Annotated in this window: 19 protein-coding genes; 14 read left to right on the forward strand and 5 right to left on the reverse strand. The window is 62.5% G+C overall.

From position 1 onward, the window contains the following. Window positions 1–293 (forward strand): S-adenosylmethionine:tRNA ribosyltransferase-isomerase (locus HJO_RS14315; protein WP_035618147.1); only part of this gene is annotated, 293 nt, incomplete at its 5' end. A gap of 54 nt (window positions 294–347) precedes the next feature. Here the strand turns inward: HJO_RS14315 and HJO_RS14320 are convergent. The 5 genes from HJO_RS14320 to HJO_RS14340 all read right to left on the reverse strand — a co-directional run bounded on the left by HJO_RS14320 (window position 348) and on the right by HJO_RS14340 (window position 4,232). Beyond that, complete coding sequence (locus tag HJO_RS14320; RefSeq protein ID WP_035618148.1) at window positions 348–740, reverse strand: hypothetical protein; 393 nt, start codon at window positions 738–740, stop codon at window positions 348–350. A 65-nt stretch (window positions 741–805) separates the two neighbouring features. Next, on the reverse strand, window positions 806–1,303 hold the full coding sequence (locus HJO_RS14325) for a PaaI family thioesterase (RefSeq protein WP_051618646.1): 498 nt from the start codon (window positions 1,301–1,303) through the stop codon (window positions 806–808). Beyond that, a complete protein-coding gene (locus HJO_RS14330) occupies window positions 1,300–1,671 on the reverse strand; it encodes a tRNA-binding protein (RefSeq protein WP_035618417.1) in 372 nt (123 codons plus the stop codon). The genes HJO_RS14325 and HJO_RS14330 overlap by 4 nt, the downstream gene beginning before the upstream one ends. 7 nt (window positions 1,672–1,678) lie before the next feature. Continuing rightward, window positions 1,679–2,443, reverse strand: coding sequence for an SDR family NAD(P)-dependent oxidoreductase (locus tag HJO_RS14335; RefSeq protein ID WP_035618150.1), 765 nt, complete (start codon window positions 2,441–2,443; stop codon window positions 1,679–1,681). Window positions 2,444–2,573: 130 nt separating this feature from the next. Further along, on the reverse strand, window positions 2,574–4,232 hold the full coding sequence (locus HJO_RS14340) for a DUF262 domain-containing protein (RefSeq protein ID WP_035618153.1): 1,659 nt from the start codon (window positions 4,230–4,232) through the stop codon (window positions 2,574–2,576). A gap of 110 nt (window positions 4,233–4,342) precedes the next feature. Here HJO_RS14340 and HJO_RS14345 point away from each other — a divergent pair, with 110 nt between their 5' ends. The 13 genes from HJO_RS14345 to HJO_RS14405 all read left to right on the forward strand — a co-directional run bounded on the left by HJO_RS14345 (window position 4,343) and on the right by HJO_RS14405 (window position 17,755). After that, window positions 4,343–5,176, forward strand: coding sequence for a fumarylacetoacetate hydrolase family protein (locus tag HJO_RS14345; protein WP_035618155.1), 834 nt, complete (start codon window positions 4,343–4,345; stop codon window positions 5,174–5,176). A 17-nt stretch (window positions 5,177–5,193) separates the two neighbouring features. After that, window positions 5,194–5,934, forward strand: a complete 741-nt coding sequence (locus tag HJO_RS14350; RefSeq protein WP_162173837.1) for a hypothetical protein — start codon at window positions 5,194–5,196, stop codon at window positions 5,932–5,934. Window positions 5,935–6,230: 296 nt separating this feature from the next. Beyond that, window positions 6,231–7,460 (forward strand): EAL domain-containing protein, encoded by a 1,230-nt coding sequence (locus HJO_RS14355; protein ID WP_035618160.1) that lies wholly within the window; start codon window positions 6,231–6,233, stop codon window positions 7,458–7,460. 70 nt (window positions 7,461–7,530) lie between these two features. Continuing rightward, entirely contained in the window at window positions 7,531–8,040 is a 510-nt protein-coding gene (locus HJO_RS14360) for a hypothetical protein (protein WP_035618162.1), read from the forward strand. Window positions 8,041–8,087: 47 nt separating this feature from the next. Further along, window positions 8,088–8,939, forward strand: a complete 852-nt coding sequence (locus tag HJO_RS14365; RefSeq protein WP_035618165.1) for a TIGR01459 family HAD-type hydrolase — start codon at window positions 8,088–8,090, stop codon at window positions 8,937–8,939. Between the two features lie 58 nt (window positions 8,940–8,997). Beyond that, a complete protein-coding gene (locus HJO_RS14370) occupies window positions 8,998–9,429 on the forward strand; it encodes a MaoC family dehydratase (protein ID WP_035618168.1) in 432 nt (143 codons plus the stop codon). Continuing rightward, window positions 9,429–10,367: a riboflavin biosynthesis protein RibF gene (gene ribF / locus HJO_RS14375; protein WP_035618171.1), complete on the forward strand. Its 939-nt coding sequence runs from the start codon at window positions 9,429–9,431 to the stop codon at window positions 10,365–10,367. The genes HJO_RS14370 and ribF overlap by 1 nt, the downstream gene beginning before the upstream one ends. 69 nt (window positions 10,368–10,436) lie before the next feature. Beyond that, on the forward strand, window positions 10,437–10,988 hold the full coding sequence (locus HJO_RS14380; RefSeq protein ID WP_156945688.1) for a type III secretion system chaperone family protein: 552 nt from the start codon (window positions 10,437–10,439) through the stop codon (window positions 10,986–10,988). A 205-nt stretch (window positions 10,989–11,193) separates the two neighbouring features. Next, window positions 11,194–14,235, forward strand: coding sequence for an isoleucine--tRNA ligase (gene ileS, locus HJO_RS14385; RefSeq protein ID WP_035618176.1), 3,042 nt, complete (start codon window positions 11,194–11,196; stop codon window positions 14,233–14,235). A 108-nt stretch (window positions 14,236–14,343) separates the two neighbouring features. Then, entirely contained in the window at window positions 14,344–15,204 is an 861-nt protein-coding gene (locus tag HJO_RS14390) for a class I SAM-dependent methyltransferase (RefSeq protein ID WP_051618648.1), read from the forward strand. Window positions 15,205–15,293: 89 nt separating this feature from the next. Next, window positions 15,294–15,809 (forward strand): signal peptidase II, encoded by a 516-nt coding sequence (gene lspA / locus HJO_RS14395; protein WP_051618666.1) that lies wholly within the window; start codon window positions 15,294–15,296, stop codon window positions 15,807–15,809. 49 nt (window positions 15,810–15,858) lie between these two features. Next, window positions 15,859–16,353, forward strand: a complete 495-nt coding sequence (locus HJO_RS14400; protein ID WP_035618178.1) for a DUF3035 domain-containing protein — start codon at window positions 15,859–15,861, stop codon at window positions 16,351–16,353. A 46-nt stretch (window positions 16,354–16,399) separates the two neighbouring features. Further along, entirely contained in the window at window positions 16,400–17,755 is a 1,356-nt protein-coding gene (locus HJO_RS14405; protein ID WP_035618180.1) for a M16 family metallopeptidase, read from the forward strand.

Raw genomic sequence — 17,755 nt, forward strand, 5'->3', positions numbered from 1 at the left:
GCCACCGCTGCGTGCCCGTCGGCACCACCGCGATGCGGACACTCGAAAGCTGCTCCCGGCCGGACGGCACCCTCGCCCCGGCGACCGGCCCGACCGATATATTCCTCAAGCCGGGTGACGCCGTGCGTGCCACCGACGCCCTCGTCACCAATTTCCACTTGCCCGGGTCCAGCCTGTTCATGCTGGTCTGCGCGCTGATCGGAACGGACGTGATGCAGGCGGCCTATTCCCACGCCATCGCCAGTGATTACCGGTTCTATTCCTATGGTGATGCCTGCCTGCTTCTGCCCTGAATCAAAAATCCCCACGCCATCGGCGCAGGGATTTCAGTGATGGGTCAGGCAGGGTCAGTCGATCCGCACGACAACCCGTGCCTCGCGATGCTCGAACCGGCGATCGCGATCATCATAACAGAACGTCGTGTCATACCGCACGCGCTCACCATCCTCCCAGTCGTACCGGAAGGCCTGATAGCAATCATAGCCATTATAGCGCGCGTCCCAGCGGTGCGAACGATGCATCTCGTGGCGGGAATGCCAATGGCCGGACTCGTAGCCGTCATGGACATACGCGCGCCGTGGCTCCGGCGTGGACTGTTTCACGCCCACGCCGACATCAACATTCGTGTCGACGCCGACACCGACGCCAAGGCCGAGTTGCGCGTTGGCGGGTGCGATTGCAAGTGCCGCACCTGCTGTCATGGCACCAATAATGGCCGTATGTTTCAAGGACTTGATCATGGTTCGGCTCCTCTGTGACGAACCCGAACAACGGGCCGGCGCACACAAGGTTCCGTGCTGGCTGGTCAGGCCTGTTCCGCGGCCGGCAAGGCGCTGGCCGGCCCGCTCAGTTCTTCCATCGTGCGGATGGCCTTGGCGGCGGTGATCCGCGCCAGGTGCCGGCCTTTCTCGTCGCGCCAGTCGGCCTCGACCAGTGCAGTCGTCCGGCCGCGGCTGACAAGGCGGCCCTCAATCCTGATCAGGCCATGCGGCACCGGGCGCAGGATGCGCGTCTGCAGTTCCATCGTCGTGAACCACTCGCCATCTTCCAGCGCGCTGGCCATCGTCATCGACACGATATGGTCCGACAGGCCCGCGACCCAACCGCCGAACGCGCGGCCCTCATTGATGTCGCGTGAGCCGTCATTCGGCCACTCGTACACCGTGTGCCCATAGGACACTTCCTTCAGCCACAGGTCAGGCCGGATGCCGAGATTCCTGATCCCGGCCGGGAAATCCCAGGTGCCATTCTTCAGGCGGTCGAAAAAGGCGGCCTGCTGCGCAGACAGTTCGGTACGGCTCATGCGAGGCGGGCTCCGTTGGGGACAGGAAAGTCGGGTGAGAACATCACGATGGCATCGTCAGCATCGGGAAATCCGAGAGTCAGGACTTCCGACATGAACTTGCCGATCTGGCGTGGTGGGAAATTGACAACGGCGGCAACCTGTTTGCCGACGAGCGTCTCGGGTGTGTAATGCACCGTGACTTGCGCCGAACTCTTCTTCACGCCAACCCCTGCACCGAAATCAATGATCAACCGCAAGGCAGGTTTGCGAGCGCCGTCCAGCGGCGCAGCCTCAAGGATCGTTCCGATACGGATGTCGATGTCGCGGAAGGTGGCGAAATCTGTTTGTGGGGCAGCCGGCGAGCCCGGTTCGTCTGTCAGGTGCATGGCGGGGTCAGCAAGTGGCGCCGCCATCGACGACCATCATCTGGCCGGTCATGTAGGCACCCGCTGCCGATGCGAGGTACACGGCTGCACCGGCAATCTCGACCGGCTCGCCAATCCGCGCCATCGGCGTGCCGGCAAGCGCCGGCTTGAGGTTTTTCGGGTCTTCCCACAGGGCGCGCGCGAAATCGGTGCGGATCAGGCCCGGCGCGATGCAGTTCACGCGGATATTGTCCTTGCCGTATTCAGTGGCCAGGTTGCGGGCCAGCTGGAAGTCGGCCGCCTTGGAGATATTGTAGGCGCCGATGATCGGCGAGCCACGCAGGCCGCCAATCGACGACACGAGGATGATCGCGCCATCCTTGCGCTCGCGCATCTGCGGCATGCACATCTGGATCAGCCAGTGATTGGAGATGATGTTGTTCTGCAGCACCTTCTCGAACTGGTCGTCGGTGATGCCTTCCATCGGACCGTAATAGGGGTTGGCGGCCGCGTTGCAGACGACAATGTCGACCTTGCCAAACGCCTTGTTCGTGGCGTCGACCATGGCCTGCAGCTCGTCCTTGGACGAGATGTTGGCCGGCACGGCGATCGCGGTGCCGTCGCCATGCTTTTCATTGATGCCGGCGGCAACGTCCTGGCAGGGGCCGGGCTTGCGCGACGAGATTGTCACTTTCGCGCCCTGGTCGGCCATGGCCTCGGCGATCGCCCGGCCGATGCCGCGCGACGAGCCCGTGATGATGGCTGACTTACCGGTTAGATCAAACAGGCTCATGGCGCCGCTCCCTCGTGTGTTGTTTTGCTGGCTGACCGTAAGGTCCGGCCGCCCGTCCCGCTAGGGGTAACCTAGGGAAAGGGGCCGAATTCGGGGCCGGGGGGCGGGGACCAGCCGGTCTTGCGGTGCCTCAGGTCAGGTTCCATTCCGCCGCGAGGATATCGGCCAGCCGCTCGGTCCGCTTCCGCACGACCTCCGGCGTCCAGGCGTCCTGGTCCATCAGGTCCCGGGTCAGCGCAAAATCGGCCCCGCCGCCGCCATTGAAGTAGACTTCCTTCTTGGCGCGATAGTCGAGGCGATCGGCCCGCTGGTTCACCTTGTTGGTCAGCAGCACGAAATTGCCCAGCGTGTCGCACTGTTCGCGCCGCTTGGCCGGGTCTGGCCAGGTGATCATCCAGTGGCTGTCTTCATGCACATTGCGCGGCAGGACATGCTCGACCGTCGCATCCGATTCCGGCGGGATGGTGAAGCCGCCATCGAGCGCCGCGTTCAGGCGGAGTGCCATGGCGCGCCGCTGCCCGAAAGTCGCAAAGCGTCCGGGCAGGCGTTCGCGCACCTTCCGCGCCTCGTCGCGCGACACGGCAAACGGCCCGTTCTTGGCCATCAGGGTGCGCTCGTTGGAGACCGCGTCGCTGACCTTGTTGAAGCGCTTGTTCCGCTGGTCCTTGTCGTGAACGATCAGCTGGATGACATAGCCCAGCCGCTCGAGCCGCGAGAAGAATTCAGGTGCGAGCGGCGAATCGAGGCCGCGCTCGACGAGGAATTTGAGGGCAGGGGCCCGCCAGCTCTGCTGCTCCAGCGCGCGCAGCTGGTTCAACTTGTCGGCGACGAGGCTGGCATTCGGACTGTCGGCGACTTTCGCCGTCGTGATCTGGCGATAGGCCGAGACATAGTTCGGCAGAACGTCGTCCAGGAACACGCGCGGGTCGATCTTTGACAGCACGGCTTTCTGGAAGCCGGCGACCAGGTCACCCTTCGGCGAGCGGTCGTGGATGGCGCGGATCTGGCGCAGAAGGTCGTCAAATGCGCCGCCGCCAAGGACGGCTTCGTGTTCGGCCCAGCGCTCGGCATAGGCATTGGCTTCCTTGACCGAGAAGCGCGCCTTCTGGAACAGTTCGGTCTTGATGATGTCGTGGGCATCGGGTTCCTTGCCGCGCGTGTTGAGCACCCGGAACACCTTGAACCCCTGGTCCTTGTCGTTGACGACCACCCGCACGAGCGCGCAACCATTGACGACCGTGTCGACCAGCTTGCGTCTCTGCTCCTCGGAAAAGGACTTGATCTTCTTCCGCATGACAGCGGCATTGTCGACCATGCGCTGCTGGCTGTCGATTTCGTTGCGTTCGGTATCCAGGCCGCGCGTGGCACCGGGGCGCTGGATCGTGTCGCGGAAAAACGCGCCATCCATATAGTTCAGCGTCAGGCGCCAATTGGCCACTTCGCCCAGGATCGGGCGGTCCTGGTCGGCAATCAGGGCGTGAATTGCAGCGGCCTGGTCGGGGTCGGGTTCAAGGTCGCGCAGGACAGCAAGCAGGATCGTCAAGGTTGTCAGCCGCTGCTGGCCGTCGACGATTTCGACCATGCCCTTCTCCGCCCCGTCAACGAGCACGATCGCTCCGATGAAGTGCGGGCTGTCATTGTCTGTCGCTTCGGTGAGGTCGCCGAGCAGGTCCAGCGCCTCATTCTCCCCCCACGAGTAACTCCGTTGGTAAGGTGGCATGCACAGGCGTTCTCCCTGTCCGAATATGCCACTCAGCGAACTCTCCTGAGCTCGAACGCCAAGGTCCATCTTTATTCCCCTATACAAGTCTTTTCCCTAGCCCTTGCCAACGCCCATCACAACGCGGGATGAACGGATTGCAATGTCTTTGGAAAAAAGTGTGACGGGAGAGTGACGGTATGCGTCTGGCAAGATTCGAGCGCGGCAAAGTAACAGGTTTCGGCGTGCTTCAGGGTGAAGCTGTTGTGCCGCTTGCAGCAAGCACTTTTGAAGCCGCCCTTCGGGCATCCCCTTCCGGCGATCCGTTGCCCCTGGCCACTGTCCGCCTGCTCGCACCGGTGGAGAAGCCGGGAAAAATCCTGGGCATCGGCGTCAACTACGCGGCGCATGCCGCAGAGAGTGTCAGCTTCGTCGACACGAAGAAGCCCGAGGTCCAGAAATGGTTCAACAAGCAGGTGACCGCGGTCAACGCGCCATACGCAAATGTCGACCTGCCGATAGTCTCCGACCAACTCGATTATGAAGGCGAACTGGTCGTGGTGATCGGCAAGCGTGGCCGCCACGTGCCGCGCGAGCGCGCCCTCGAGATTGTCGCCGGCGTGACGGTCGGGTGCGACTATTCCGTCCGTGACTGGCAGCGCGCCAGCCAGACCATGATCATGGGCAAGGGCTTCGACACCCACGCCGTGTTCGGTCCGGCCATTGTGACACTGGACGAAATTCCTGACCTCGGCGCGCTCGAAGTGCGCACCTATGTCAACGGCGAACAGCGCCAGAGCGGGCATGTGCGCGACCAGATCCATGACATTGCCGCGCAGATCGCCCACCTCACCGCCGCGTTCACGCTTGAGCCCGGCGACGTCATCTTCACCGGCACCCCGGCCGGGGTCGGCGCCGGCCACACGCCACCGAAATGGCTGAAGGCGGGTGACAGGGTGCGCGTTGAAATCGATGGACTCGGCCACACCGAAAACGAAATCGTAAGGGAAGCGGGTGAGACAGTGATCGGCTAGACCGGAGTCTGAAACCGATGCGTGCGCTTGTCTTTTCTGGAATGCTCTGCCTGGCGGGGTGTGGCGGCCCTGCGACCCCCACGCCACCCCCATCCGACACGCGTCCTCCCATCGCCAGCACGGACTTCGCGCTGATTCCCTGCGCCCCTGAAACCGCCCCGCAACCCTGCGTCCTGGTCATGGCGGGTGGTAAACGGCTGCTCTTCGGGACTCCCGCCGGCGCGGCCCGGAATCTCCTTGCCGCTGATCGAGTCGGCCTCGACGCCGTCATGTTGTTTTCGCTGCGCAGCGCCGACATTGAAGGCCTCGACGAAGTCCGCAATGCCGTCTGGCAGGCAGGCCATGAAGGCCCTTTGCGGGTGTCAGGTCCGGCTGGGACGGCGAGTGTCCTGTCGGCGATCAACAAGGCCTACGAGACGGCTGATTCCTTCACCTTTGTAGAGGACCCGCCAGCCGGGGGATTCAATGCCGCGACTCTGGTTCCCCTGCCGGGAGAACGCGACACCAAGGCGCGCGTCTTCGATACCGGCGACCTGATCGTTACCCACCTGGTCAACGATTCGGGCCGGGTCGGCTACTGGGTTGATTATAATGGAGTCCGGGTCGTGCTGGAGCCGTGCGGCATGAGCCAGGCCTCGTATTTTTCCGAGGCGCCGCGGCGGGTTGTGTCCTGTGGCGATGCGGGGGATTCCTGGCCGGTGGAGGCCGTTACTTTCGTGGATCAGGCCCCTCCGCCGGGCCCAACTGACGCCGGATAGACGACGGGGCTCCGCATTGCTGCAGAGCCCCGCTCTCCCCCGAGATTGCCCCCGCTCCGGCCAATAAAATGGCCACGGACCAGTGGTTCAGGATGAGTTGTGCGTAACCATGGGAAAGTGCTTTGTCTAGACATGACCGACGTGTCATGACTGTGTCTTGAAAGGGCTGTGGCCTTCCTGCAACGATGGAAGGTGACGGGATTGTCGGGGATGGCAAATTAGGCCATTTCCACGCAATTCGTTAACCAATTGACCGTATCTGTTAAGGTTGATGGGTTTCATTGGGTGCTGAACGTATGACTTTTGTCCTGTTCCTGCTGTATATCGCGATAGGCGCTGGCGTCGGCTATGGTGTTAACGCGTTCGCGGGAATCGACCTGCCGCTGTCCATTGCAAGCGGGGCGATCACCTCCGCCATTCTCGGCCAGATCCATGTCCTCACGGCGAGCGGCCGGTCCAGCCGGGAACTCGACGAGCGCATGATGATGGTCGAGCGCACGGGCCGCGACACGGCAGAACGTGTCAACGTCATGGAAGCCCGCACCGAAGCGGTCGAAGCCACGGTCAAACACGAACTGACCGAGCGCCGCGACGCCCTTGTCTCCGAAATGAAGCAGCTCGAAGGCCTGATCGACCGCCTGTCGCGCAGCTTCGAGGCCAAGCTGGCCGAGCCGACTGTTTCAACCATCGTCGCACCGCAGGAAGATGCCATCCTCCGCGATGTGAAGGATGCGCTCAAGGACGGCCGCGTCGACCTCCATCTCCAGCCCATCGTCTCGCTGCCCCAGCGCCGCGTGTCCTTCTATGAAGGGTTCACGCGCCTGCGTCGTCCCGATGGCTCGCTGATCCTGCCAGCAGAGTTCCTGGACGCGGCCCGACGCGCCAACCTGATGGGCATCATCGACAATTTCACGTTGTTCCGCTGCGTCCAGATCGTCCGACGCCTTGCCGAGCGTGACCGACGTGTGGGCGTGTTCTGCAATATCGCCGCCTCATCCCTGGAAGATACGACCTTCTTCCCGATGTTCCTCAAGTTCATGACCGAGAATCGCGACCTGTCGGGCGCGGTGATTTTCGAGATCCGGGCTGACCGGTTCGAAACCCGTTCGCCCGTGATGCGCGAGAACATGGACAAGCTGACCGCCCTCGGCTTCCGCTTCTCGATCGACCATGCCGCTGACCTGGGGCTGGACCTGCCGCGCCTGCAGGCAGCTGGCGTCCGGTTCATCAAGATGAACGGCACGACCCTGATCGAGCAGCTGCGCGACCCGCACGGGCCGCGCCCTGTGTCGTCCATCAACCGCCGTGTCGATGGTGACGAAGTCAGCGCCGTCTTCTCCCGCTACGGCGTCACGATGGTGGCGGAAAAGATCGAGGATGAAGCCAGCGTCGTCGAGATTCTAGAATATGATATCCCTTACGGTCAGGGGCACATTTTCGGCGCGCCGCGCCCGATCAAGGCCTCGCTGATGGAAGAAACAGCGCCGCCAAGCGAACTGATGCAGCGCCTGTCGAATTTCGGCTGAAGCCGGTTCGGCATTATTTCGCCCAATTCCCGTCGCTTGCTGTGTGAACGTTGCATGCAAGGGGACCGGAATGCGCACACTGATACTCGTTGGACTAATCGGATCACTCGTGCCCGCAGGCGTGGCGCAGGAAGTGCGCGAGGTGCGCGCCATCCTGCCTGATCCAGAGGCGGTCGATGAATTCGAAGCGCCCGAGGCACTCAACCAGATCGAGGATCGCACCGTCATCCTGCTCGACCTCACCATGTCGGTCGAAGCCTACCCATCCTTCGAAAATGCTGACGGCACCTATTCGGGCATCGATGGCGACTGTGAGTTCGGCGTGATGGAAGGGGTGCGGATGCTGTCCATTCCAACCGGGTCGAATCATCTGCTGCTGAGCGTCCGGCCCGGAAATCCGGAAACCCACCAGGCCAACTCTGTCGCGTGCGAGTACATGCCAAGCCTGCAACTCGGCGAGAATATCGGGCAGGTCATGCGCGTGCGCGGGTGCTATCTTGCCAACTACATTTCCATCCCGACCGCCGCCCAGTACGTGCTCAATCCCCTGCCTGCCAGCGCCTGCGGCCTGACGCACTAGGCGGCCGCCTGATTGACCCTGCGCACGGCTCGGACTAGGTCGCGCCGATGACTGTGCTTCGTTTTCCTGGCGGGCTCGCCGAAATTGCCGACGCCTATGACACGATCCTCTGCGATGTCTGGGGTGTCATCCACAATGGCCGCGCCGCATTCAGCGATGCCTGCGATGCGCTGGTAAAGTTCCGCGAGCAGGGCGGGCAGGTCTGCCTGATCACCAACGCACCGGTGCCGAACGCGCACGTCATCCGCCATTTCGAGCCCCTTGGCGTGCCGGACGCAGCCTTCGACGACTGCGTTTCGTCGGGTGACGCAACGCGCGCGGAACTGCAGGCGCGCGCCGACCAGACCGTCTGGCGGCTGGGTGGCGACGCGGGGTGGGAGCATGACCGTTTCCTCTATCAGGGCCTCGACCTGACCTTTGTGGACAGTGCGGCGGCCGATCTCCTGCTCTGCATCGGCTTGCGGGACAATGTGAACGACGTACCGTCCGACTATAGTGACGAGCTGCAGCAGGGCGTTGACCGCAACCTGCCGATGATCTGCGCCAATCCCGACAAGCAGGTCCGGATTGGTGGCAAGCTGTACTGGTGCGCAGGGGCCCTGGCGGAAATCTATGAGGAGCAGGGCGGGACGGTGATCTATCCCGGCAAGCCCTTCGCCCCGATCTACCAGCTCGCCATCGCCCGCCTCACAGCCCTTGGCAGAGCCCCGCAGCGCATCCTGTGCATCGGCGACAGCCCCGCCACGGATATCCGCGGCGCCAGCCTGCAGGGCTATGACAGCCTCTATGTCGGGACCGGTTTGAAGGAACATGGCGCGAATTTTCAGCAGGAGGTGACCGACCTGCTCGCCGACTATGGCGAATCCGCAACCTATGCGCTGACGGGCCTTAGGTGGTGACGCGCGCGGCGCCCGCGTGTATCGAGCAACTCAGACAGAACAGCAGAGAGGCAGACGGATGAGCGAATTCACCGGCTACAAGTATGAAGACCTTGAAATCGGCATGGGCTACGAGACCGTGCACCTGATCACCGAAGAGGACGTCCAGCGGTTCGCTGAAGTGTCCGGGGACAACAATCCCCTGCACATGAACGAGGAGTTCGCGGCCAAGACGGTTTTCGGACGCCGGATCGCGCATGGCGCGCTGACGGCCAGCTATATTTCAGGCATTCTGGGCAACAACCTGCCGGGGCCGGGCTCCATCTTCATCGGTCTTTCGATGCGCTTCAAGCGCCCCGTCCATATTGGCGACACGGTGACCGTGCGGGCTGAAGTGGCGTCGAAGAAGGACCGCGGCTGCCGTGTCACGCTGAAAGTGGAATGCACGGTTGACGGCAAGCGCGTGATCACGGGCGAAGCCGAAGTGGTCGCACCGCGCCGGGAAAGCTGATGCCCGTCTACGCCGATTTTCGCGGACTGCCTGAACGGGCGCGCGGCGCATCGATTGCGCTCGGCAATTTTGACGGCCTGCATTCAGGCCATCGGGCGGTGATCGAAGCGGCCCGCAAGGCCGGGCAGGGCCGGTTTTCGGTGGCGACGTTCGAGCCGCCACCACGGGCCTATTTCCGCCCGAATGACCCGCCGTTCCGTATCTTCCGCCCGGAACGGCGCAATGCCTGCATTCTCGCCGAGGGCGCGGAAGCGGTGTTCGAACTGCCGTTCAACGGTGAGATGGCCGCAATGACGGACGAGGTCTTTGTCAGGTCTGTCCTGGTCGACGGGCTGGGCGTGTCTCATGTCTCGGTCGGCTTCGATTTCCGCTTCGGGCGCGGCCGCATGGGCCACGCGGCACGCCTGGCGAGCCTTGGGCGCGCGCTGGGCTTTGGCGTGTCGATCGTCGAGGAAGTGCTGGAGCATGGCAGCAAGGCCTCATCCACGGCCATCCGGCAGGCCCTGATGGCCGGCGAGCCGGAAGTGGCTGCCGAAATACTGGGCGACTGGTGGGTGGCCGACGGTATTGTCGAGGCGGGTGAGAAGAACGGGCGCAAGTTCGGCTTCCCAACCGCCAATGTCCCGCTCAACGACCTGATACATCCCCGCTACGGCGTTTATGCCGTGCGCGCCCGCATCGACGGCGAATCGCAGTGGCGTGACGGGGTTGCCAATTTTGGACGCACGCCCACGACCGGCCTGCGCGATCCATTGCTGGAGACGTTCATTTTCGACTTTGACGGCGATGTGTACGGCAAGCAGCTCGAGGTCCAGCTGATCGCCTACCTGCGGCCGGAACTGAAGTTTGACGACACGGACGCCATGATCGCGCAGATGCACAAGGATGCGGCGCTGGCAAAAGAGCGCCTTGAAGTTGCGCAATTGCCGACAAACTAGCGCCTGATTCCAGGATAGGATGAATCCGTTGCGCGGAACCAAAGGCGACGATCAGTGTTGAGGGATTGCATGCGGAATATTCTTTTGCCCCTTTGCTTCTCCATAGTCGCTCCTCTGGCGGTCGCGCAGGGTGTGCCGCAGGCGGCACCGCCCACGGTGCGGGCACCGGACATGCTGGTGGGAACCGTTTCGCTTGGCGATCTCCAGCTGCTGCTGGATGACATGGCGGCCCAGCTGAATTCGTCCGGCGCCAATGAACGCGGGGCCCCGTTCGTGTTTGCGACCAGTGAGTCCGGCATGTCGTTCGGGATTTACACAGCCTGCGCCGATGAAGAGGCATTGGATTGCCGCGGTGTGGAGTTCCTGGCCGTGTTCGAGACGGATGCGCCCGCCGAAACGGTCAACCAGCTCGACAGCGACTATGCTGCCGTATCTATCTATCGGTCCGGGCCGACAACACTGAACATATCGCGCTATGTCATTCTCGATCATGGCGTGACCTGGGCGAACCTGCTGGAGAATGCCGCGGTGTTTGAAGTGTTGTGTGAACGGGTGGGCGAAACCCTGTCCGAACAGGCGCAGAAACAGCTTGCGGAACACGCCGGACCCGTCCCCAGATAGTGACAGGGCATTCTCCGCCTGCTAGGCGGAAAACATGGCACGGAAACACTGCATTCGAATTAGACGCCCGGCGGCGCACTGACCCGGTTTGACGGGAGGCGCGAAGCCGGGAATTCATGCTGCAGACAACATCCAGACACCCACGACAAACCCGTGGGAATTCCGTATCAAAACCCCAGATACTGCAAGAAGCCATCCTGACCCCATGACCGATTCACTCACCGACCGCGATTACCGCGACACGCTGTTCCTGCCGACAACCGATTTCCCGATGCGCGGGGGCCTCCCCCAGCGTGAGCCGGAATGGATCAAGCGCTGGGACGAGATGAAGCTCTATGGCCAGTTGCGGGCTGATGCGAAGGCGCGCGGCGCCAAGCAATGGATCCTGCACGATGGCCCGCCTTATGCGAACGGCCACATCCACCTCGGCACGGCGATGAACAAGATCGTCAAGGACGTGATCGTGCGCAGCCACCAGATGACGGGCCATGACGCCTCCTACCTGCCGGGCTGGGACTGTCACGGCCTGCCGATCGAATGGAAGGTGGAAGAGGAGTTCCGGTCGAAGAACCGCGGCAAGGACGATGTGCCGGGCGACGAGTTCCGCGCCGCCTGCCGCGCCTATGCCGAAAAATGGGTCGAGATCCAGGGCAGGGAGTTCCGCGCGCTGGGCATCGAGGGCGAATGGGACAATCCGTACCTGACCATGAAGTTCGAGAGCGAGGCGACAATCGTTGCCGAGTTCCTGCGCATGGCGATGCAAGGCGCGCTGGTGCGTGGCGCCAAGCCGATCATGTGGAGCCCGGTGGAACGCACGGCGCTGGCCGAAGCGGAAGTGGAATATTACGACCGCAAAGTGCCGGTGATCTGGGTGAAGTTTCCGGTGTTGGAGCACTCCGGTCACGATGACTTAGACGATGCATCTGTCGTTATCTGGACGACAACGCCGTGGACGATTCCTGCGAACCAAGCGATTTCCTTCAGTGGCGATATTGAATACGGTCTTTATGAAGTCGCTGAAGTCATGTCAGAGGAAGAGGTGGGTTTTCCGCCTTACGCAAAGCAGGGTGAGAAACTCATCATTGCCCGAGACCTAGCTGATGCTGTCGCCAATGCTGCTAAAATCAAGTTTCTTAGGCCGCTAAGGGAGAGATTTGGCGAAAACGGCAGAGTCTCTGTTGTTGAGCTTTCGAGTATGATTTGTGCTCATCCCCTTGCGAATGAAGGGCCTTTCTTTCAGCATAAGATTCCGTTGCTTGAAGGCCAACATGTTACTGCCGATGCAGGAACGGGTTTCGTGCATACCGCTCCCGCTCATGGCGAAGATGATAATATTGTCTGGTCTGCTTTCGCGCGTAGGTTCGCTGATCGTGGTGTCGATCAGGAAATCCGCCAGATCGTCGATGCCGAGGGCTGCTACACGCCGGACGTGCCGCGTTTTGCTGGCATGGACATCATCCGAACCAGCGGCAAGAAGCGCGGCGAACCGGGCAAGGCGAACAATGAAGTGATCGCGGCGCTGGCCGAGAGCGGCAACCTGCTGGCGCGCGGTGTCACGACGATCCGCGATGCCCACTCGTGGCGCTCCAAGGCGCCCGTCATCCGCCGCGCAACGCCGCAATGGTTCATCTCGATGGACAAGCCCGGCCCGAACGGCAAGTCGCTGCGCGAGAATGCTCTGGCGGCGATCGATGCGACCGAATTCTTCCCCGCGACGGGCCGCAACCGCCTGCGCAGCATGGTTGAAGGCCGGCCGGACTGGCTGATCAGCCGCCAGCGCAACTGGGGCGTGCCGATCACGATCTTCGTCGACAAGAGCGGCCAGCCGCACACGGCGGCGCTGCCCGCCGATACGGCAAAGGCCCTCAACGAGACGATCAAGGCAGCCATCGCCAAGGGCGGCGTCGAGGCCTGGTTCGACACGCCGAAAGAGACCTTCCTGTCGGCGCACGGCATTGACGCGGCTGACTGGGACAAGGTGACAGACGTGCTGGACGTCTGGTTTGACAGCGGCACGACGCACGCCTTCGCGCTGCGCGCGCGCGGCATCATCGACGCCGAGACCGGGCAGGCAGACCTCTACATGGAAGGGTCTGACCAGCATCGCGGCTGGTTCCAGTCATCGCTGCTGGAATGCTGCGCCACGCGCGGCATGGCGCCTTACAAACAAGTGCTGACGCACGGATTCATCGTCGATTCCGATGGCAAGAAGATGTCGAAATCGATCGGCAACACGATCGAGCCGGAACAGATTGCCAAGCAATACGGCATCGAAATCCTGCGCATCTGGACGGCCAGTGGCGATTATACCGAAGACCTGCGCATCTCCGACGAGATCATCAAGGGATCGGTGGAATCCTATCGCAAGCTGCGCAACACGGTACGCTACATGCTCGGCGCGCTGGACGGTTACACGGCAGATGAAGCGATTGCGGCCGACAAGATGCCGGGCCTCGAACGCTGGGTGCTGCATCGCCTGTCCGAACTCGATGGACAGGTGCGCGCGGCCTACAATGTCTACGACTTCAAGAAGGTGATGAGCCTGCTGATCAATTTCTGCGGCGTCGACCTGTCGGCGGTGTATTTCGATATCCGCAAGGACAGCCTCTACTGCGACCCACGGTTCGAAACGGCTAAGGCATGGGACAAGAAGACAGAGGTGTTCGGCAACCGGCGGCGTGCCGCGCGCACGGTGATGGCTGCGGTCCTGGAGCGGTTGCTGACCTGGCTTGCGCCGGTCATGCCGTTCACGATGGAAGAGGCCTTCCTCGAGAGCCACCTGAAGGACCGCGCCGCCTCGGTGCACCTGCTGCAATTCCTGGAGACGCCGGACGGCTGGCATGATGCAGAGCTGGCAGCGCGTTGGGAGAAGATATTCACCGTACGACGCGTCGTGACGGGGGCACTGGAAGTCGAACGGCGCGAGAAGCGGATTGGCGCTTCGCTGGAATCCTCGCCGCGTGTGCTGGTTGCAGACGAGACACTGATCGAGGCGTTCAAGGGCGAGGATGCGGGCGACCTGTTCATCACGTCGGGCGCGGAACTTGTCCATTCGGCCACGGGCGAGGGCGGCGGGTTCACGCTGGACGATACGCCGGGCGTGATTGTCTATCCGGTCAAGGCGAGCGGCGTGAAATGCCGCCGCAGCTGGAAATACTTCGATCCCGCCACGGCGGACCCGGCTTTCCCGGACATCACACCGCGTGATGCGCTGTCCGTGAAGGCGTGGGATGCGACGCACGGTTGAGCGTTCACGGATTGTTGAGTGACGGCCCTCCGGCATGTGTTGCCGGGGTGCTGGCGCGCGTCTACGATCACGGCCAATAACAATAATGGTGATCGGGAGGGACAGGTCATGAAATATCTCGCCATTGGAATTGTGGGTGCCGTGCTGCTGGGGGCGTGTGCAACGCCGGTCGCAGAGGCGCCGGAAGCGACGCTGGTCGCGGCGCCCGCTGCGCCAGAGGCCGCGGCGGAGACGATGATGGACGCCACGGTGGACGAAACGGCGATGGCCGCGCCGTCGGTCATTGATATTGCTGCCGTGACTGCGGCGCTGGCGTCGGCTGAAACCCGCCCCGCCGCTGAAAAGGAACGCGATGCGGGCCGCAAGCCGGCTGACGTGCTGGCATTCCTGGGCCTGAAGCCGGGTGATACGGCGGCAGACTTTATTGCGTCGGGTGGCTGGTACACCGAAGTCCTGTCGATCGCCGTCGGGCCGGACGGAACAGTCTACGCCCAGAACAGCGAAGCGGCGCTGGAACTGAACGACCGCGCCTATGACAAGGCACTGACGGCACGCCTCGAAGGCGGACGGCTGGCCAATGTGGTGCGCAAGGATGACGAATTGTCGGCCCTGACCATCCCGGCGGGCAGCGTCGATGTGGCGATCACCGCACTCAACTTCCACGACGTCTACAATGCCTACGGGCCGGAAGCGGCCGTCGGCTTCCTTGCGGCCATCCGAACCACGCTGAAGCCCGGCGGCGTTCTGGGCCTGATCGACCATGTCGGCGCGCCTGACGGCGCCAATACGGACCTGCACCGGATCGACCCGGCGCTGGCAATAGCATCGGCCGAAGCGGCAGGATTTGTGGTCGAGGCACAATCGAATGTCCTGTCGAATGACACGGACGATCACACCAAGCTCGTGTTTGATCCCGAGGTGCGCGGCCAGACCGACCGGTTCGTGCTGAAGCTGACGAACCCGGCCTAGGGCATTCCCGCCATCGCGGTGCGGTGGCGGCGCCCTGGCTGTGCAGAGAATCGCTTGATCGGCGGGGCGGTGTCTGCAATCTGCTCGCCATGAAGTTCAATCCGGCGAATATCTGGGCATTGGCCCTCGTGCCTGTTGTCGTCCTGGCGGACCAGGTATCGAAATGGCTGGTGCTGTCCGAGCCCAGGTTCAACGCGATGGGCTGCCTTACCCAGCCGAACACGTGCGGGACGATCCCGTTGCCGGGCCCGATCGATTTCAGCATGCTCTGGAACCGGGGCATGAGCTATGGATTCCTGCAATCGGAAGGCTTCATGCGCTGGGTGCTGGCGGCCCTGATGCTGGTGATCGCACTGGGCTTCATGGTCTGGTTGCTGCGCGCCGAGGGCCGTTTGCTGAAACTGTCGCTGGCACTGGTGGTTGGCGGCGCATTCGGAAACCTGATCGACCGGGTGCGTTTCGGCGCCGTGGTCGATTTCATCAATGCCGGGGCCCTGCATTTCCCGTGGGTCTTCAATGTTGCCGACGCTGCGATTAGTGTTGGTGCGGTCTTGCTGTTTGTCGATCAGTTCTTACTGTCGGGCCGAAAGCAGGCTAAGGCCTGAAAACCAGAGACTTAAACCCGATACCACTCACAGGCGAGGACGCCGTATCATGATGAAACCTGTAATGTTGATCGCAGTTGGAGCGGCTCTGGCTGTCACCACTGCCTGCAGTTCCGGAAGGAGCGGCGCACGCACGCCCGACGAGTTTCGTGTGGTCACGCAGGCTCCGCTGATCGTGCCGCCGGAATATTCGCTGCGTCCCCCGACTGCCGGCGGCTCGCTTCCGGCTGAAGTGGATCCCGGCCGGGCGGCCGTGGCGACCGCTTTCGGAACGAATATCGGCCAGAATGCCAGCCTGTCCGAACGGGCCCTTGTTGCGGCTGCAGGCGCGAATGCGGTGAACCCGCTGATCCGCTCGCAGGTCGACTATGAAGAGACCAAGACGATCCGCAAGTCGACGAGCGCTGTGGACAAGCTGTTGTTCTGGCGCAAGGATAATGCGGACGATATCGCCGCAACGCAGGACGACAATGCAACCGGCGGCGAGCCCGTGGTGATTGAACAATCAGGCGCAACGGCGCGCCTCAAGCTGCCGGGAACCTGATCTGCTGCATGCAGGATGACGATTACGCATAGAAGGAAGTAAGCCCATGAAACGGATCATTACCGGAGGGCTGCTTGCTCTCGCGTTTATGGTTCCGGGTGCGCAGGCCGACGATTCCGGCTGGGCCCCTGAAGCCTTTGTCCTCGACAATGGAATGGAAGTCGTCGTGGTGCCCGATCACCGCGCACCGGTCGTGACGCACATGGTGTGGTACAAGGTCGGCGCAGTCGACGAAGACGAGGGCAAGTCCGGCCTGGCGCACCTGTTCGAACACGTCATGTTCAAGGAAACCGAAAATCTCGGGCCTGAAGAATTCACGACCATCGTGCAGCGCAATGGCGGCCAGCTGAACGCCTTCACAAGCTGGGACTACACGGCCTATTTCGAGCGCGTCGCCAAGCCCCAGCTGCGCCGGATGATGGAGCTCGAAGCCGAGCGCATGCGCAACCTGAAGATCAATGACGACCCCGAGGGGCCGTTCATCTCGGAGCGCGACGTCGTCAAGGAAGAACGCCGCCAGCGGATCGACAACAATCCGGGCGTGATCCTCCAGGAGCAGGTTCTCTCGGAGTTCTGGAAGGGCCATCCCTACGAAATCACCGTCATCGGCAAGATGGACGAAGTGGCCAGGCTGTCGCCCGAAGACGGCATGGCATTCTACAAGAAGTATTACTCGCCCGAGAATGCGATCCTGGTCGTGGTCGGTGACGTTGAACCTGAAGAGGTGCGCGTCATGGCCGAGGACGTCTATGGCAAGATCGAGCCCACCGGCACGGTCGATGGCACCCGCAAGTGGGCGCCGGTGCCGTTGCTGACCAAGAACGACCGTATCGTGCATTCCGACCCGAAGGTGCGTCAGCCAAGCTGGAGCCGGTATTATAACGGGGTCTCGCAGGTACGTGACCGGCACGCGGCGTTCGCGCTGGATGTCGGCCTGGAAGTGCTGGGTGGCGGCATGACAAGCCGCCTCTACCAGGCGCTGGTTGAAGACCAGAAGATCGCAATCAACGTCAACACCTATGCCTGGACAGGCCTGCACGACGCGGGACCTGCGGTCATCGCGGCAAGCCCGGTCGACGGCGTGACGCTGGACGAACTCGAAACGGCCGTGATGGCTGAAGTGCGCAAGGTGCTCGCCGAAGGCTTTACCGATGCTGAAGTGGAGCGCGCACGCAACTCGCTCGCGGCATCGGCGATCTATGCCCGTGACAGCCAGTCGACAATGGCCAACGAGTTTGGTTCGACTCTGGCGTTGGGCGGCACGATCGACGACATCCTCGATTATCCGGACGATGTCCGTGCGATCACCACCGAGGAGGCGATCGCCGCCGTGCGCCAGGTGTTTGCAGAAGACCGCCATTACATCGAAGCGGAACTCGTTCCAGCCGAAGGAGACCAGTAG

This window comes from Hyphomonas johnsonii MHS-2 (assembly GCF_000685275.1).
GTDB classification, from domain to species: domain Bacteria; phylum Pseudomonadota; class Alphaproteobacteria; order Caulobacterales; family Hyphomonadaceae; genus Hyphomonas; species Hyphomonas johnsonii.

What these genes read in the sequence shown, in the direction of transcription:
- HJO_RS14320 (WP_035618148.1), bottom strand. Translation starts at nt 740, where the DNA reads ATGATCAAGTCCTTGAAACATACGGCCATTATTGGTGCCATGACAGCA.
- HJO_RS14335 (WP_035618150.1), bottom strand. Translation starts at nt 2,443, where the DNA reads ATGAGCCTGTTTGATCTAACCGGTAAGTCAGCCATCATCACGGGCTCG.
- HJO_RS14340 (WP_035618153.1), bottom strand. Translation starts at nt 4,232, where the DNA reads ATGGACCTTGGCGTTCGAGCTCAGGAGAGTTCGCTGAGTGGCATATTC.
- HJO_RS14370 (WP_035618168.1), top strand. Translation starts at nt 8,998, where the DNA reads ATGAGCGAATTCACCGGCTACAAGTATGAAGACCTTGAAATCGGCATG.
- HJO_RS14325 (WP_051618646.1), bottom strand. Translation starts at nt 1,303, where the DNA reads ATGAGCCGTACCGAACTGTCTGCGCAGCAGGCCGCCTTTTTCGACCGC.
- HJO_RS14355 (WP_035618160.1), top strand. Translation starts at nt 6,231, where the DNA reads ATGACTTTTGTCCTGTTCCTGCTGTATATCGCGATAGGCGCTGGCGTC.
- ribF (WP_035618171.1), top strand. Translation starts at nt 9,429, where the DNA reads ATGCCCGTCTACGCCGATTTTCGCGGACTGCCTGAACGGGCGCGCGGC.
- ileS (WP_035618176.1), top strand. Translation starts at nt 11,194, where the DNA reads ATGACCGATTCACTCACCGACCGCGATTACCGCGACACGCTGTTCCTG.
- HJO_RS14405 (WP_035618180.1), top strand. Translation starts at nt 16,400, where the DNA reads ATGAAACGGATCATTACCGGAGGGCTGCTTGCTCTCGCGTTTATGGTT.
- lspA (WP_051618666.1), top strand. Translation starts at nt 15,294, where the DNA reads ATGAAGTTCAATCCGGCGAATATCTGGGCATTGGCCCTCGTGCCTGTT.
- HJO_RS14400 (WP_035618178.1), top strand. Translation starts at nt 15,859, where the DNA reads ATGATGAAACCTGTAATGTTGATCGCAGTTGGAGCGGCTCTGGCTGTC.
- HJO_RS14350 (WP_162173837.1), top strand. Translation starts at nt 5,194, where the DNA reads ATGCGTGCGCTTGTCTTTTCTGGAATGCTCTGCCTGGCGGGGTGTGGC.
- HJO_RS14360 (WP_035618162.1), top strand. Translation starts at nt 7,531, where the DNA reads ATGCGCACACTGATACTCGTTGGACTAATCGGATCACTCGTGCCCGCA.
- HJO_RS14330 (WP_035618417.1), bottom strand. Translation starts at nt 1,671, where the DNA reads ATGCACCTGACAGACGAACCGGGCTCGCCGGCTGCCCCACAAACAGAT.
- HJO_RS14380 (WP_156945688.1), top strand. Translation starts at nt 10,437, where the DNA reads ATGCGGAATATTCTTTTGCCCCTTTGCTTCTCCATAGTCGCTCCTCTG.
- HJO_RS14365 (WP_035618165.1), top strand. Translation starts at nt 8,088, where the DNA reads ATGACTGTGCTTCGTTTTCCTGGCGGGCTCGCCGAAATTGCCGACGCC.
- HJO_RS14390 (WP_051618648.1), top strand. Translation starts at nt 14,344, where the DNA reads ATGAAATATCTCGCCATTGGAATTGTGGGTGCCGTGCTGCTGGGGGCG.
- HJO_RS14345 (WP_035618155.1), top strand. Translation starts at nt 4,343, where the DNA reads ATGCGTCTGGCAAGATTCGAGCGCGGCAAAGTAACAGGTTTCGGCGTG.